Source organism: Rathayibacter tanaceti (assembly GCF_009834165.1).
GTDB classification, from domain to species: domain Bacteria; phylum Actinomycetota; class Actinomycetes; order Actinomycetales; family Microbacteriaceae; genus Rathayibacter; species Rathayibacter tanaceti.
The window spans coordinates 728,639-742,437 of record NZ_CP047186.1; the positions used below are offsets into that span (position 1 = coordinate 728,639).

Sequence of the window (13,799 nt, forward strand, 5' to 3'; positions counted from 1 at the left end):
TCCTGCGCAAGTCGTGACAAACCGGTGCCCGACCATTGACACGGCCCCCTCTCGTCGTGTTCCGCGTGCGCGTATACCCGACTCGGCCGAGGTGGCGGACTCGGCACGGACATCCGCTCTACACAGGACTGGACGCTGTCCCGGTCGAGAAGCGCGCGTGCAGGTAGCGCCCGTAGCCGCCCTCGACGCGGTTGTCGCGGCGCCCGGAGGTGACGACCTCGCCGCGGTCGGTCGCTCCGATCCGCGCGCCGCAGGCCCGCAGCCGCTCGACGAGCAGCACGTCCTCGTGCAGCGGTTCCGAGCCGAAGCCGCCGGCGGCGAGGTACGCGCTCGCCCGCACCCCGAGGTTCGCTCCGTGGATGCTGCCGATCGACTCCTCCCGCGCCCGGATGTCGCGCCAGCGCGCGTATGCCCCGGGGGAGAGATCGGCGGGATCGGGCCGCACGGTCCCGAGGAGAACGTCGTGCCAGCGCGCGTGCTCGACGTGCGCCGCCAGCCAGTCCCGGGGCACGACCGTGTCCGCGTCGGTGCTGGCGATCCAGACCCGCTCGGCCGGTGTCGCGACGGAGGCGAGCGCGTGCGCGATCCCGGCGGAGCGGGCCGCCCCGACGCCGCAGCGTGCGAGCTCCAGAACCTCGGCGCCCGCCGCCCGGGCGTGCTGCGCCGTCGCATCCGTGCAGCCGTCCGCAGCGATGAGGATTCGGACCGCGACGTCCGGCGCCGTGCGGGCGAGGGAGGCCGCGCCGGCCTGCACCGAGGCGATCGCCGAGCCGATCCGCCCCTGCTCGTCGTGGGCGGGTATGACGACGAGGACCTGCTCGATCCGGTTCACGTCAGCCCTGTCCGCCGGGCGACCGAGCGGCCGTCCCGGGAGTGCACCTCGAGCAGCAGGTCCTCCTCCTCGTGCCGCGCGAGACGGTGCAGGCCCAGCCCGGCGACGGCGGCCTGCACCGCGTCCCCGTCGAGCTCGAGCCCATCGATCGGGTGGCGCCAGTGCACGGTGACCAGCTCGCCGGTGGGAGCGAGCGAGTCGCGGATGCTGTGCAGCACGCTCGTCAGCGCCTCTCGGCCGAGGTAGTAGCCCACCTCCGAGAGCACCACCAGGTCGAAGGGTCCGGCCGGCGTGCCTCGGGTGATGTCGTGGTGCGCGACCTGGACGTGGTCGAGCGGAGCGAGCCTCCGCTCGGCCCGCTCGACCGCGGCGGCGGACACGTCGATCGCGAGCAGCCGGTCGGCGCGCACCGCGAGGTCCTCGGCCAGCACCCCGATCGAGGCGCCGATCTCGAGCACCGAGCCGTAGCGCCGCTCGGGGAGGCTCGCGAGCGTGAGGGCCCGCTTGCGCTGCTCGTACCAGCGGCTGGTGTAGCCCCACGGGTCCTCGTGCCGCGCATACAACTCGTCGAAGTAGCTCATCGGATCCTCACCAGCCGGTCGTCTCCCGCGAAGGTCCGCAGGAAGAGAGGATGCAGCACCGGATCTGCGCCCTCCGGCCCGCGGTCTGTCTGGCTCCGGTAACACGCTCGCGCTCGCCGCGTCCGCTCGCGGAGCTCGTCGTCGAGCCCCACGCGCACCAGCGTCTCCCACGGCACCTCGGCGTCCTCCGGCTCGGCCCAGTGCCACAGCCAGATCGGCGCGGCCAGCAGCGGATGTCCGAGATCGCCGGCTGCCTCGGCGCAGACCTCGCCGACCACCCGGTGATCGCGGTGCCCGTCGCCCGCCCAGGTCGAGAGGAGGAGGACCGAGCCGGTGGTTCCCGCGGCGCGCTCGCGCACCTCCCGGCCGATGCGCTCGCGGTGCCCGGGCGTCGCGGAGTCGGGCACGTCGAGGAACGCCAGCCCGATTCCGTCTCCGAGCTGAGCGAGAGCGGCCTCCGCCTCGGCTCGCCGAGTGGCCACGAGTCCGGAGTCGCGCTCGCCGTGCGAGGCGGCTCCGTCGGTCACGATCACCACGTCGACGGGGAGGCCGCGCCTCCTCGCTAGAGCGAGGGTGCCTCCGCAGCCGAGCGTCTCGTCATCGGCGTGCGCGACGACGGCGAGCACCCGGTCCACCCCGGAGGGCAGGGTCAGCAGCGGGAGCCGGTCGCGCCGGCCGTCCTCGCTCCAGCGCTCGAGCGGAGTTCCCTCGAGGCGCCCGTCGAAGGGCCGGCTCACCAGCGGTCCGCCGCACCTGAAGCGAGGACCGCGCGACCGAGGGCCGCGTCGTCGCGCTCGGCGTGATGCTGGCGCACGTAGAGAGTGAGATCGGCGACGCGCTTGCTGTGCTCGGCGTCGAGGGCAAGCGGCGCCGGGCCGAGCGCTCGGCCGGCCCGCACGAGGATCTCCTCCACTGCGCCGGCAACGCTCGCTCGCACGCGCTTGGCGAGCAGGGAGCCGCTGACGCCGTCGGCCCGGCCCGCGTCGATCGCCGCGGCGGCCTCGTCGAGGGCGCGGCGCGAGGCCGAGAGCGCGGTGTCGACGGAGCCGAGCTGCGCGAGGAGGTGAGGGTCGTCGCGTCGGGCGGCGGCCACGGCGACGGCCGACGCGACTCCGAGTGCACCGCCGTGCCAGCAGGCGGCGACGCCGATCCCGCCCCAGGCGAAGCCGGGTCGCGAGAGGTACCAGCCGGGGGCGCCCACGGGCTCGGCTCGGGCGCCGGAGAAGCGGACGGGGCCGCTCGGCACCTCTGCAAGACCGCGCGCGTGCCAGGCGCCGTCGACCGGCAGCGCGGTTCCCTCCCGCAGCGGCACGGCGAAGAGGAGGCGCTCCCCGGAGGCGTCGCCCGCGGGCGCGGTGACCAGCGCGGCATCGAGGCGGTCGGCCAGCGAGCACCACGGCTTCACCCCGTCGAGCCGCCAGGTCCCGCCCTCGCGCCGGGCGACGAGCGGTTCGTCTCCGCCCTCCGCCGCGAAGACTCCCCAGGCGGTGTCGGACGCGAGGCCCAGGTCGTCGGTGGTGAGCCCGGCCTCGCCGAGGATCCCGAGCGCGTCCAGGTGCGGCTCGACGGTGCGGGCGACGCCGAGGTCGTGCCGCGCGAGCCGCTGTAGCAGAGCGTGCAGCTCGGCCGTCCGCCCGGTGCCGGGCCGGGGAGCGTCGGTGCTGAGGGTGCGCGCGAGCGCGAGAGCCCCGGCGACGTCGTCCGGGAGGGACGCGGGGAGAGAGGCGGGTGCGTGCGGATCCATCGACTCCGAAACTACGCAGTCCGAGGGCCCGCAGCGGCCGATTGTCCCCGGCTCGGGGGGATGCTAAGCGTCAGATGTCGAGGGCGTTGATCCGGTGAAGGAGCTCGGCGAAGAGCTCGACCTCCGCGAGGTCCCAGCTGCGTAGCTCCTCGTGCATCAGCGCCTGGTTCGAGCTGCGGATCTCGCGCAGCCGTTCTGCTGTCTGCGGAGTCACCGAGAGGATCGTCGCGCGCCCGTCGCGCGGATCGGGGGCGCGCTCGAGGAAGCCGAGCCGGTCGAGCGCCGTGATCTGGCGGCTGAGCGCCGACTTGTCCATCTCGAGCAGCTCGGCCAGCGCACCGGAGTGCACGGGGCCGCGCCGTTCGAGGGCGGAGAGCGTCTTGTACCCCAGCGGGGTCAGCTCGGGATGCAGCCGTTCGGCGTACGAGCGCATCGCCGCGCGCACGCGGTTGAACAGGGTGCTGAGCTCACCCTCCACGGCGGCGACGGCGGAGTCGGCATCGGAGGAGCGGGACGGACCGGTCATGCCTCCAGCATCGCGCCTCAGGACCGTCAGGCTCGACTTGCGCCCGCGCGCCGCGACGCCGTACTCTGTCCGAAGCCAAAGACCGCCGGTTTCCGGTGAGCGCACGAGCAGGGCCCCGGCCCCGCGGATCGCCGCCGGACGAAGGATTCGCGAAGCGAACGGCCCGCGCAGGTGCAAGAGGTTCAGTTCCGCGATCATCGCGTCTCCCGAAGCTCCGTGCGCTTGCGCCGGAGCTTTTTTCTTTGCCTGCCTTCGGGCTACCGGCACGAGAATTCACAGGAGTAGCCATGGCGAACAAGGAAGCCTCGGTTGCCGAACTCACGGAGAAGTTCCAGAGCTCGACGGCCGTTCTGCTGACCGAGTACCGCGGTCTCACTGTTGCTCAGCTCAAGACGCTGCGCAAAGACATCAGTGAGCACGCAACCTACGCCGTGGTGAAGAACACGCTGACCAAGATCGCGGCGAACAACGCCGGTATCTCGTCCTTCGACGACGAGCTCGCTGGCCCCTCGGCCATCGCGTTCGTGCACGGCGACCCTGTCGCCGTCGCGAAGTCGCTGCGTGCCTTCGCCAAGGCAAACCCTCTCCTCGTGGTCAAGGGCGGTTACTTCGACGGTAACCCGCTGACCGCGGAAGAGGTGGGCAAGCTCGCCGACCTCGAGTCCCGTGAAGTGCTGCTCGGCAAGCTCGCCGGCGCCTTCAAGGCCTCGCTGTTCGGTGCCGCATATCTGTTCAACGCACCGCTGTCCAACGCCGTTCGCACGGTCGAGGCGCTGCGCGAGAAGCAGGAGTCCGCGAGCTGACGTCTTCCCCATCCGGGAAGCAGTGCGCACGCGGTTCGTAGACAAAGAAAAACAAGGAGAAAAATCATGGCAAAGCTCACGCAGGACGAGCTCATCGAGGCCTTCAAGGAGCTCACGCTCATCGAGCTCTCGGAGTTCGTCAAGAAGTTCGAAGAGGTCTTCGAGGTCACCGCTGCCGCCCCCGTCGCGGTCGCCGCGGCCGGTGGCCCCGCCGCCCCCGCCGAGGAGGTCGAGGAGAAGACCGAGTTCGACGTCGTTCTCGAGGCCGCCGGTGACAAGAAGATCCAGGTCATCAAGGAGGTGCGCGCGCTCACCAGCCTCGGCCTCGGTGAGGCGAAGGCTCTTGTCGACGGTGCCCCCAAGGCCGTCCTCGAGGCCGTCAACAAGGAGGCCGCCGACAAGGCCAAGGCTCAGCTCGAGGCTGCCGGCGCGACCGTCACCGTCAAGTAGTACCCGCCGGCTCCGGCCGGCCACCCGTCAGGGTGCTGCCGATCCGCCTCCGGGCGGTCCGTGCACGCGCAGGGCGCTGTCTCCTCGGAGGCGGCGCCCTGCGTCGTTCCGGGCCGCCGCCCTCCCGACCTGCGCCGGTGCTGGCCCCGCGTCGCGTCGCCGCTACCGCCGCGCCCTAGGATCGAACGATGACCGCTCCCGATCCGCTCGCCGGGCTCCCCGCCCGTGACGTCCCGCCCAGCGAGATCTCGCTCAGCGAGCTGCTGAGCGACTTCGTCTCGGTGACCCACCGGATCACGCGGCTCGCAGCCCGGGCGACCGGGAACCAGGAGTCGCAGGCCGTGTGGCGCACCCTCTCGGTGCTCCTCTCGATGGGGCCGATGCGACTGGGGGAGCTCGCCCTGCAGAGCCGCGTCTCGCAGCCGACCATGACCAAGATCGTCAAGAACCTCGTTGAGACCGGCTGGCTCGACCGCATCGCCGACCCGATGGACGCGCGCGCATGGCAGATCCGCCTCGCCCCCGCCGGAGCCGAGGCGCTGAACGCCTGGCGGTCCGACCTGGGCGAGGCGCTCACGCCGATCTTCGCCGATCTCACGCCGGAGGACCGGACCGTCCTCGAGCGCGCCGTCGAGATCATGCACGAGCGGCTGGTGGTCGGCCCGCGCGAGTGAGCGCGGTCGTCAGGAGGCCGACTGCGGGACCGCGAGCTCGCCGGTCAGGTACTGTGCCCTGCCGAAGCCGAAGGACCAGTCCTGCGGTCCGTTCTCGACGTAGCCGATGAAGACGTCGCTGCCGGCGATTCCGACCCCGCCTAGGCGCTCGGCGATCCGGGAGTAGAGGCGCTGCTTGATCGAGTCGTCGCGGCCGCGCTGGGTGAAGACGTGCACGATCACCACCTCGTCATCGGTCCTGTCGAAGCCGAGGCCCGCGTCCTCCGCGATGATCTCGCCGGGGTCGTGCTGGGTCACGATCTGGAAGCGGTCGCGCGGGGGGATGCCGTAGGTCTCGACGATGGCCTCGTGCACGGCGTCCGCCAGGGCGCGGACCTCGGCAGGGGTACGGCCCCGGGTGATGTCGATGCGGACGAGTGGCATGGAGTCTCCTTGTCGGTTATGTACTGACATTCTAACCAAGTACCTCGCGCATAAGAAGACGCCCCGGGGCGGGAACCCCGGGGCGTCTCGGCGGAGCGGTGCCGCGGTCAGCCGACTGCTGCGGCGATCAGCTGCTCGATGCTCTCCCGCTGGGAGCGGGACGTCTCGTCGGCGGTCTCGTCCTCGGCGAAGACGTTCGACACGATGATCGAGTCCTCGCGCTCGAGGAATCCGTTGGTGGCGAGAGCGGTGAACAGTTCGGACCAGTCGACATCGCCGTCCCCGATCCGCAGGTGCTGATGCACGCGGGCCGCGTTCCCCGGCGGGTTCGAGATGTAGCGCAGCCCGTGCGAGCGGTGGTGGTCGAAGGAGTCGGCGGCGAACACGGCACCGAGCCGGGAACCCGCCGCGGCCACGATCCCGGGTGCATCGTCTCCGAGGTGGAAGCTGTGCGCGCCGACATACACGAAACCAATGCTCGACGAGTTGATGCCGCGGAGCACCCGCAGGGCCTCCCGCCCGTCCTCGACGAAGTCGTCGGGGTGCGGATCGATGTTCATGGTCAGGCCCTCGCGCTCGAGGATCGGGACCAGCTCCTCCATCGAGCGGTAGAACGAGTTCTCGGAGTCCTCCTGCGCCTCAGGCCGCCCGCTGAGCTCGGTGTTGATCACCGGAACGCCGAGCTCGACCGCGATCTGGAACACGCGCTTCGCGTGGCTCACCGCGTGCTGGCGCACCGCCTCGTCGGGCGAGGACCAGCGCAACACCGGTTGGAGCGCGCAGATGCCGATCCCCGCGTCGGCCACCGCCTTCTTGAGGGCGCGGACCAGCTCGTCATCGGCCTTCGGCCGGCGGTGGAACGGGATGAAGTCCGGATGCGGTGTGAGCTGCATCCACTCGTAGCCGAGGTCGGCGACGACCCGCGGGAACTCGAGGAGCTCGTGCGAGTGGTGGAACGGGGTGGGGTCGAGTGCGATCTTCACCATGACTGTGCTCCTCAGGCGTAGAAATCGGGGCGATCGATGTACTCGACCGATTCGAGCGTGCCTGCGGTGATCGCGCGCACGCCGGCCTCGGCGGCGACGGTGGCCAGGTACCCCTCCCAAGCGGAGGGGCCGCCCAGGCGTCCGGCCAGGGCGCCGTCGACCCAGGCCTGGAACTCGGCGTCGTAGGCGGCGCCGAAGCGCTCCTTGAACGACGGGTTCTCCGCCTGCGAGATCCGGCCGTCGGCGCGTTGGACGAGCCCGCGCGTCGCTCCGATACTCGCGATGCCCCGCTCGAAGACCGCCTCGGTGCTCACCTGGTAGCCGAAGCGCACGTTGACGTTCATCTCGACATCGGCGAGGACCCCCGACTCCGTGGAGAGGAGAGCGAGGATCGGGTCGTTGAAGCCCGACGCGTTCAGCGAGTTGCGCTTGAGGTTCTTCACCTCGATCCCCACGATCTTCTCGCCCGTGAGGAAGTTGACGATGTCGATCTCGTGCACGACCGAGTCGCTGATGAGCATCGAGGTCGTGTACGTCTCGGGCACGGCGGCGTTGCGGTGGCGGTGGTGCGTGCCGAGCAGCGCGCCGAGCTCGCCGCCGCGGATCAGCTCCCGGAGCTGGATGTGCTCGTCGTCGAAGCGGCGCATGAAACCGACCTGGATGTAGGGGCGGTCGAGCTTCTGCTCGGCCTCGAGGATCCGCAGCGCGTCGTCCGAGCCCTCCGTGAGCGGCTTCTCGCAGAGGATCGCGAGCTTCGCTTCGAGCGCGGGCAGCAGCACCGGCACGTGGTACGGGCCCGGAGTGGCGATGACGACGGCGTCGATGAGGTCGCGATCGATCGCCTCTTCGAGAGTGGCGACGCCGACGGATCCGGGGGCGAGGGCGGATGCGGCCTGAGCCCGCTCCTCGAAGGGCTCGACGATCGCAGTCACCGTGGCGTTCGAGATCTTCTGCGTGATGCGGCGGACGTGGTCGGCGCCCATCATCCCTGCGCCGACCACGGCGACTCGGAGGTCGCCTACGGGGGAGGAACTGTCGGTGGGGGACATGGTGTGATTCTCCTTCGAAACGGGGGTGTCGGCGTCAGCGGACGCGGGCCATCGCGGTGCAGCCGAAGATGTGGTGGAACGTGCGCTCGGCGATCGGCCCCGGCAGGTCGATGTCGACCCCGTACATGTCCTGCTCGACGATCGCGAAGATCTGGGGGTCGATCGCGGCGACCGCCTCGATGATCGGCGCGAACGCAGGCACGCCGTGGGGCGGCTCCGTCATGACGCCCTGCGCGACCGCGGTGGCGAACGGAGTGTCGTTCTTGAGTGCGGCGGCGAGGATATCGGGCTCGACCTGCTTGAGATGGAGGTAGCCGATCCGCTCCGGGTAGGCCTCGATCAGCGTCACGGCGTCGCCCAGGTAGTAGGCGAAGTGGCCGGTGTCGAGGCAGAGGTTCGTGTAGGCCGCGTCGGTCTCGCCGAGGAAGCGCTCGACCTCGCGGTAGGTGCCCACATGGCTGTCGGCGTGGGAGTGGAACTGCTGCTTCATCCCGAACTCCTCGAGCAGCGCCTTGCCGAGCTGGTCGTGGCCCTTCGCGAGCTTCGTCCACTGCCCGTCGTCGAGGGTGCGCGATTCGAGGACCTCGGTCGTCGCGTCCGAGCGCCAGAGATCCGGGATCACGACGAGGTGCTCGGCGCCGAGCTTCGAGGCGAGACCCGCGACGTCGAGGGCCTGGTCCCACGCGCGCTTCCACTGGTCCTCGCCCTTGTGGAAGCCGGTGAACACGGTGCCCGCCGAGAGCTTCAGCCCGCGCGAGCCGAGCTCGTCCTCGAGCTGGTGCGGATCGGTGGGCAGGTAGCCGAACGGACCGAGCTCGATCCACTCGTAGCCCGCCGCGACCACCTCGTCGAGGAAGCGGCGCCACGGGATCTGGCCCGGGTCGTCCGGGAACCACACGCCCCACGAGTCGGGGGCGGTGCCGATGCGCAGGCCCTGCGCGGTGCCGGGGGCGGTCGAGTCGGTGCTCATGGAACGACGGTGTCCTTCTGATTGGGGTGGAGTGGAGTGGGCCGAGCGGTCAGGGGTGGTCGGGTCAACCGAGCAGCGGGCGCTGGAGGCGGCGCTGCTCGACGTAGGCCTCGCGGGCCGTCGTCGTCGAGTCGAGCGTGGCGACCTCCGACACGGGGACGTCCCACCAGCCTGCGCCGTCGGGGGCGTAGAGAAGCGGGTCGCTGTGGATGTGGATCAGCGTGGTGGTCTCGGAGGCCTTGGCGGCGGTGACCGCCGCGCGCAGGTCCGCGATCGCGTCGGGTCCTGGCTGCACCTCGATGGTGTCCACTCCGTAGCTGCGCGCGTTCGCGGCGAGGTCCACGGGCAGGACGTCGTTCCCCTGGAAGAGTCCGCGCTCGTCCTGGTACCGGTACCAGGTGCCGAAGCGCTCCGATCCCACGGTCTCGGAGAGGTGCCCGATCGAGGCGTAGCCGTGGTTCTGGATGAGCACCACGATGATCTTCAGCCCCTCGGCTACGGCGGTCACCAGCTCGGTGTGCAGCATCAGGTAGGAGCCGTCGCCGACCATCACGATCGCGTCGCGGTCCGGAGCGGCACGTCGCACGCCGAGGCCGCCGGCGATCTCGTAGCCCATGCACGAGAAGGCGTACTCGACGTGGTAGCCGAGGCTGTCGCGCACCCTCCAGAGCTTGTGCAGGTCGCCGGGTAGCGAGCCCGCCGCCTGGATCACGACGTCGCGCGGGTCGGAGGCCGACTGCACGGCGTGGATGATCTCGGTCTGGCCGGGCAGGTCGGCCCCGGAGGGCTCGAAGGCGCGGTCGACCACGGCGTCCCACGCCTCCTTCTCCGCTGCGGCCCGCTGCGCCCAGGCTGCAGGCACCCGCCAGCCGTCGAGCGCTGGCAGCAGCGCCTCGAGCGTCTCGCGGGCGTCGGCGATGACGGGCAGCTGCGAGCCGTGCTTGTAGGCGTCGAAGGAGGCGACGTTGACGTTCACGAAGGTGACGTCCGGGTTCTGGAAGGCGGTGCGGCTCGCGGTCGTGAAGTCGGAGTAGCGGGTGCCGATCCCGATGACCACGTCGGCGTCGGCGGCGAGACGGTTCGCGGCGGTGGTGCCGGTCGCGCCGATGCCGCCGAGGTACTGCGGGTGGTCCCAGTTCAGTGAACCGCCGCCGGCCTGCGATGTGCCGACCGGGATCCCGGTGGCCTCGACGAGGGCGCGGAGAGCGTCCTCGGCGCCGGAGTACACCACTCCGCCTCCCGCGACGACGATCGGGTTCTGCGCCGAGCGGATCGCCGCGACGGCGCGCGCGAGCGGGCCCGCCTCGGGCAGAGGGCGGCGGATGTGCCACTCTCGCGGGGCCAGGAACTCCTCGGGCACATCGAGCGCCTCGGCCTGGACGTCCTCGGGGAGGGCGACGGTCACCGCCCCGGTCTCGGCGGGATCGGTCAGCACGCGCATCGCGGCGAGGGCGATCGAGAACAGCTTCTCGGGGCGGTCCACTCGGTCGAAGAAGCGCGAGAGCGGACGGAACGCGTCGGTGACCTGGAGGCTGGTGTCGTGCGGCAGCTCGATCTGCTGGAGCACCGGATCCGCGACGCGGGTCGCGAAGGTGTCGCTGGGCAGCAGCAGAGCGGGGAGGCGGTTCGTGGTGGCGAGGGCCGCTCCGGTGAGCATGTTCGCTGCCCCCGGTCCCACCGAGGCGGTGCTCGCGAAGGTGGCGCGGCGCCGGCGCATCCGCGCGTAGCCGACGGACTGGTGCACCATCGCCTGCTCGTTGCGGGCCTGGTGGTAGGGCATCGCTCCGGGGTGCTCGGCCTCGTACTGCTTCAGAGCCTGGCCGATCCCGGCGACGTTGCCGTGCCCGAAGATGCCGAACGTGCCGGCGATGGTGCGCTCGCGGTGGTCGCCGTCGACCGTCCACTGGTTCGCGAGGAACTCGATCAGCGCCTGGCCGACCGTCATCCGCCTCGTGGTGCTCATGTGCAGGGTGTCCTTCTTCGTCGAGGGTGGGGGAGTCAGCGGTCGCCGGAGCGGCGCTCGTACGGGAGACGCGGATCGATGTCCTGGCCCTCCCAGGTGGCGCGGATCCAGCCGTGCGCGGGATCGTCCGAGATGTTCCAGACCCGGTCCGGGTCCGGGCCCGCCATCACGTTGAGGTAGTAGAGGTCGTAGCCGGGAGCGGCGACGCAGGGGCCGTGCCAGCCGTAGGGGAGCAGGGCGATGTCGCCGGTGCGGACCTCGGCGAGGACGTCGATCTCCCCTGCCGGGGAGGAGTAGGTGCGGAGGAAACCGAACGGGTCCGCCTGCACGGGGGCGTCGAGGCCCTTCGAGACCGCGGTCTCGAAGTAGTAGATCTCCTCGAGCCGCGACTCCTTCCCTGGGATCAGCTCGTCGTGCTTGTGCGGCGGGTAGCTCGACCAGTTCTCGGCGGGAGTGACGACCTCGCAGACGATGAAACGGCCCGCCTCCAGGGCCTGCGGGGTGCCGAAGTTGTGCACCTGCCGGCTGGAGCGGCCGGCTCCGCGCAACTCGACGGGCACCTCGGAGCGCGCGATGTGGCGGCTCGGGTGCACTTCTGTCGTGGGCGCCTCGGCGACGGCGACGCGCCCACGCCCCTCGAGTGTCGCGGAGGCGAGGCTCGAGAGGTAGAGGACGTCGCTCGGGCCGTCGAAGACCGAGTCCCGACCCTCCAGCAGGGTGGTCTCCGACGGGCCCGAGCTCTGGTGCCGGACCGTGAACGATCCGGACAGGGGGACGACGAGCCGCTCGACCCCGGCTGCGGGGAGTGCGAGCTCGACGCCGGGCGCGAGGTCGGCGACCCGCAGCCCCGTGTGCTGCCACCCGGGCACGGCGTCGTCGACGACGGACTCCCATCCGTCGCGCGTGAGCGTCCCCTTCGGGAACACCCACTCGTTCTGCGTGCTCATCTGCGTCCTTCCGTCGATTGTCCGAAGTCCAGCGTGGTCGGAGATCCGATTCCGCCCCTCCCACAGCCCTCCCAGCTGTTCGCCTACAGGGCCGAGCCGTCTCGCTCGCCCTCCGGGCCTCGTTCGCCCACAGGGCCGAGCCGTCTCGCTCGCCCTCGCGGGCCCGCTCGCCCGCAGGGCCGAGCGCCACCGGCGATCCGCGTGCCAGCGGATCGTCGTGCGCGGACGCAGGACGCTCTGCGGAACGCCACCTCCCGCCCCCGCCGACCGCGGCCGATCGACGACGACGCAGGAGGAGGAGGAGAGAGGCTCAAGAATTCTGCGGGAAGCCCAGGTTGATGCCGCCGTGGCTCGGGTCGAGCCAGCGGGAGGTGATCGCCTTCTGCTGGGTGAAGAAGCGGACTCCTTCGGCTCCGTGGGCCTTGGTGTCGCCGAAGAGGGAGGCCTTCCAGCCGCCGAACGAGAAGGTGGCGACCGGGACCGGGATGGGGACGTTGATGCCGATCATGCCGACCTGCACCTCGTTCTGGAACCGGCGGGCTGCGCCTCCGTCGTTGGTGAAGATCGCGGTCCCGTTGCCGAACGCGCCGTCGTTGACCAGCGCCACACCCTCCTCGTACGACTGCACGCGGACGATGGAGAGCACCGGGCCGAAGATCTCCTCGGTGTAGGCGCGGGAGGAGGTGGGGACCTTGTCGAGCAGGGTGGGGCCGAGCCAGAACCCGTTCGGGTCGCCGTCGACCTCGATGCCGCGGCCGTCGATGACGACCTCAGCGCCGTCCTCCTCCGCGATGCCGATGTAGGAGGCGACCTTGTCGCGGTGGGCTTCGGTGACCAGCGGGCCCATGTCGCAGCCGCGGCGGCCGTCGCCGATGCGCAGGGTCGCGGCGCGCTCCTGGATCTTCGCGATCAGCTCGTCCGCGACGGGCTCGACGGCGACGACGACCGAGATCGCCATGCATCGCTCGCCGGCCGATCCGAAGCCCGCGTTGATCGCGGAGTCGGCGACGAGGTCGAGGTCGGCGTCGGGGAGGACCAGCATGTGGTTCTTCGCGCCGCCCAGAGCCTGCACGCGCTTGCCGTGCTTGGTGCCGGTCTCGTACACGTACTGCGCGATCGGCGTGGAGCCGACGAACGAGATCGAGCGGACGTCGGGGTGCGTCAGGAGGCCGTCGACGGCCTGCTTGTCGCCGTTGAGGACCGTGAACACACCATCGGGCAGACCCGCTTCCTTCCAGAGCTTCGCGAGCCAGATCGCCGCCGTCGGATCCTTCTCGGACGGCTTCAGGATCACGGTGTTGCCGGCCGCGATCGCGATGGGGAAGAACCACATCGGCACCATCGCGGGGAAGTTGAACGGCGAGATGATGCCCACCACACCGAGCGGCTGCTTGGTCGAGTAGACGTCGACACCCGTCGACACCTGCTCCGAGTACTCGCCCTTGAGGTGGTGCGCGAGCCCGGTCGCGAACTCCACGACTTCCTGGCCGCGGGTGATCTCGCCGAGCGCGTCCGAGACGACCTTGCCGTGCTCCGAGGTGATGATCTCGGCGAGATCGTCCTTCTTGGCCTCGAGCAGCTCGCGGAAGCGGAACAGGATCTGCTGGCGCTTGGCAAGCGACAGGTCCCGCCAGGCGGGGAAGGCGGCCTTCGCCGAGGCGATCGCGGCCGCGATCTCGGCGTCGTCGGCCAGCGCGACCTCCTTGGTGGCGACTCCCAGAGCCGGGTCGAAGACCGGAGCCGTGCGGCCCGACGAGGACGGCGACTCGCGGCCGTCGATCCAGTGCGGGACGACGGGGAGCTGGTGGATCGGGGCGGTTCCCGTGGTTTCGGACATGGTTCCTGCTTCTC

At 70.9% G+C, this 13,799-nt stretch carries 15 protein-coding genes; 3 read left to right on the plus strand and 12 right to left on the minus strand.

Features of this window, described 5'->3' with window-relative positions; genetic code table 11:
* Positions 1 to 118: 118 nt before the first annotated feature.
* The 5 genes from GSU10_RS03495 to GSU10_RS03515 all read right to left on the minus strand — a co-directional run bounded on the left by GSU10_RS03495 (position 119) and on the right by GSU10_RS03515 (position 3,683).
* A complete protein-coding gene (locus GSU10_RS03495; protein ID WP_132504734.1) occupies positions 119 to 832 on the minus strand; it encodes a glycosyltransferase family 2 protein in 714 nt (237 codons plus the stop codon).
* A complete protein-coding gene (locus tag GSU10_RS03500; RefSeq protein ID WP_068207614.1) occupies positions 829 to 1,413 on the minus strand; it encodes a class I SAM-dependent DNA methyltransferase in 585 nt (194 codons plus the stop codon). Before GSU10_RS03500 ends, GSU10_RS03495 begins: the two co-directional genes overlap by 4 nt.
* Positions 1,410 to 2,150, minus strand: coding sequence for a PIG-L deacetylase family protein (locus GSU10_RS03505; protein ID WP_068207611.1), 741 nt, complete (start codon positions 2,148 to 2,150; stop codon positions 1,410 to 1,412). The genes GSU10_RS03500 and GSU10_RS03505 overlap by 4 nt, the downstream gene beginning before the upstream one ends.
* Positions 2,147 to 3,157, minus strand: coding sequence for an acyl-CoA dehydrogenase family protein (locus GSU10_RS03510; protein ID WP_132504732.1), 1,011 nt, complete (start codon positions 3,155 to 3,157; stop codon positions 2,147 to 2,149). The genes GSU10_RS03505 and GSU10_RS03510 overlap by 4 nt, the downstream gene beginning before the upstream one ends.
* Before the next feature lie 70 nt (positions 3,158 to 3,227).
* The gene (locus GSU10_RS03515; protein ID WP_158286089.1) at positions 3,228 to 3,683 is read right to left on the minus strand and encodes a MarR family winged helix-turn-helix transcriptional regulator; all 456 of its coding nucleotides are present in this window, start codon (positions 3,681 to 3,683) and stop codon (positions 3,228 to 3,230) included.
* Positions 3,684 to 3,970: 287 nt separating this feature from the next.
* Between GSU10_RS03515 and rplJ the strand changes: the two genes are divergently transcribed.
* From rplJ to GSU10_RS03530, 3 genes are all read left to right on the plus strand, one after another.
* A complete protein-coding gene (gene rplJ, locus GSU10_RS03520; RefSeq protein WP_068209649.1) occupies positions 3,971 to 4,486 on the plus strand; it encodes a 50S ribosomal protein L10 in 516 nt (171 codons plus the stop codon).
* Positions 4,487 to 4,552: 66 nt separating this feature from the next.
* Positions 4,553 to 4,936, plus strand: coding sequence for a 50S ribosomal protein L7/L12 (gene rplL / locus GSU10_RS03525; RefSeq protein ID WP_068209646.1), 384 nt, complete (start codon positions 4,553 to 4,555; stop codon positions 4,934 to 4,936).
* A 188-nt stretch (positions 4,937 to 5,124) separates the two neighbouring features.
* The gene (locus tag GSU10_RS03530) at positions 5,125 to 5,610 is read left to right on the plus strand and encodes a MarR family winged helix-turn-helix transcriptional regulator (protein WP_082845049.1); all 486 of its coding nucleotides are present in this window, start codon (positions 5,125 to 5,127) and stop codon (positions 5,608 to 5,610) included.
* 9 nt (positions 5,611 to 5,619) lie between these two features.
* On the opposite strand, the gene GSU10_RS03535 is transcribed toward GSU10_RS03530, so the two are convergent.
* From GSU10_RS03535 to GSU10_RS03565, 7 genes are all read right to left on the minus strand, one after another.
* Positions 5,620 to 6,033, minus strand: a complete 414-nt coding sequence (locus GSU10_RS03535) for a tautomerase family protein (protein ID WP_068209643.1) — start codon at positions 6,031 to 6,033, stop codon at positions 5,620 to 5,622.
* Positions 6,034 to 6,140: 107 nt separating this feature from the next.
* Positions 6,141 to 7,016: a sugar phosphate isomerase/epimerase family protein gene (locus GSU10_RS03540; RefSeq protein ID WP_199220848.1), complete on the minus strand. Its 876-nt coding sequence runs from the start codon at positions 7,014 to 7,016 to the stop codon at positions 6,141 to 6,143.
* Positions 7,017 to 7,030: 14 nt separating this feature from the next.
* Entirely contained in the window at positions 7,031 to 8,068 is a 1,038-nt protein-coding gene (locus GSU10_RS03545; RefSeq protein ID WP_132504730.1) for a Gfo/Idh/MocA family protein, read from the minus strand.
* Between the two features lie 34 nt (positions 8,069 to 8,102).
* Complete coding sequence (locus GSU10_RS03550; RefSeq protein ID WP_068209636.1) at positions 8,103 to 9,038, minus strand: sugar phosphate isomerase/epimerase family protein; 936 nt, start codon at positions 9,036 to 9,038, stop codon at positions 8,103 to 8,105.
* A 64-nt stretch (positions 9,039 to 9,102) separates the two neighbouring features.
* On the minus strand, positions 9,103 to 11,001 hold the full coding sequence (gene iolD / locus GSU10_RS03555) for a 3D-(3,5/4)-trihydroxycyclohexane-1,2-dione acylhydrolase (decyclizing) (RefSeq protein ID WP_068209633.1): 1,899 nt from the start codon (positions 10,999 to 11,001) through the stop codon (positions 9,103 to 9,105).
* 35 nt (positions 11,002 to 11,036) lie between these two features.
* A complete protein-coding gene (iolB, locus tag GSU10_RS03560; RefSeq protein WP_068209630.1) occupies positions 11,037 to 11,948 on the minus strand; it encodes a 5-deoxy-glucuronate isomerase in 912 nt (303 codons plus the stop codon).
* A 310-nt stretch (positions 11,949 to 12,258) separates the two neighbouring features.
* Positions 12,259 to 13,785 carry a CoA-acylating methylmalonate-semialdehyde dehydrogenase gene (locus tag GSU10_RS03565; RefSeq protein WP_068209627.1) on the minus strand — a complete coding sequence of 509 codons (1,527 nt, stop codon included), beginning with the start codon at positions 13,783 to 13,785 and terminating at the stop codon, positions 12,259 to 12,261.
* Between the last annotated feature and the right edge of the window lie 14 nt (positions 13,786 to 13,799).

What these genes read in the sequence shown, in the direction of transcription:
- GSU10_RS03565 (WP_068209627.1), bottom strand. Translation starts at nt 13,785, where the DNA reads ATGTCCGAAACCACGGGAACCGCCCCGATCCACCAGCTCCCCGTCGTC.
- GSU10_RS03550 (WP_068209636.1), bottom strand. Translation starts at nt 9,038, where the DNA reads ATGAGCACCGACTCGACCGCCCCCGGCACCGCGCAGGGCCTGCGCATC.
- iolD (WP_068209633.1), bottom strand. Translation starts at nt 11,001, where the DNA reads ATGAGCACCACGAGGCGGATGACGGTCGGCCAGGCGCTGATCGAGTTC.
- rplJ (WP_068209649.1), top strand. Translation starts at nt 3,971, where the DNA reads ATGGCGAACAAGGAAGCCTCGGTTGCCGAACTCACGGAGAAGTTCCAG.
- rplL (WP_068209646.1), top strand. Translation starts at nt 4,553, where the DNA reads ATGGCAAAGCTCACGCAGGACGAGCTCATCGAGGCCTTCAAGGAGCTC.
- GSU10_RS03515 (WP_158286089.1), bottom strand. Translation starts at nt 3,683, where the DNA reads ATGACCGGTCCGTCCCGCTCCTCCGATGCCGACTCCGCCGTCGCCGCC.
- GSU10_RS03545 (WP_132504730.1), bottom strand. Translation starts at nt 8,068, where the DNA reads ATGTCCCCCACCGACAGTTCCTCCCCCGTAGGCGACCTCCGAGTCGCC.
- GSU10_RS03500 (WP_068207614.1), bottom strand. Translation starts at nt 1,413, where the DNA reads ATGAGCTACTTCGACGAGTTGTATGCGCGGCACGAGGACCCGTGGGGC.
- GSU10_RS03535 (WP_068209643.1), bottom strand. Translation starts at nt 6,033, where the DNA reads ATGCCACTCGTCCGCATCGACATCACCCGGGGCCGTACCCCTGCCGAG.
- GSU10_RS03510 (WP_132504732.1), bottom strand. Translation starts at nt 3,157, where the DNA reads ATGGATCCGCACGCACCCGCCTCTCTCCCCGCGTCCCTCCCGGACGAC.
- GSU10_RS03530 (WP_082845049.1), top strand. Translation starts at nt 5,125, where the DNA reads ATGACCGCTCCCGATCCGCTCGCCGGGCTCCCCGCCCGTGACGTCCCG.
- iolB (WP_068209630.1), bottom strand. Translation starts at nt 11,948, where the DNA reads ATGAGCACGCAGAACGAGTGGGTGTTCCCGAAGGGGACGCTCACGCGC.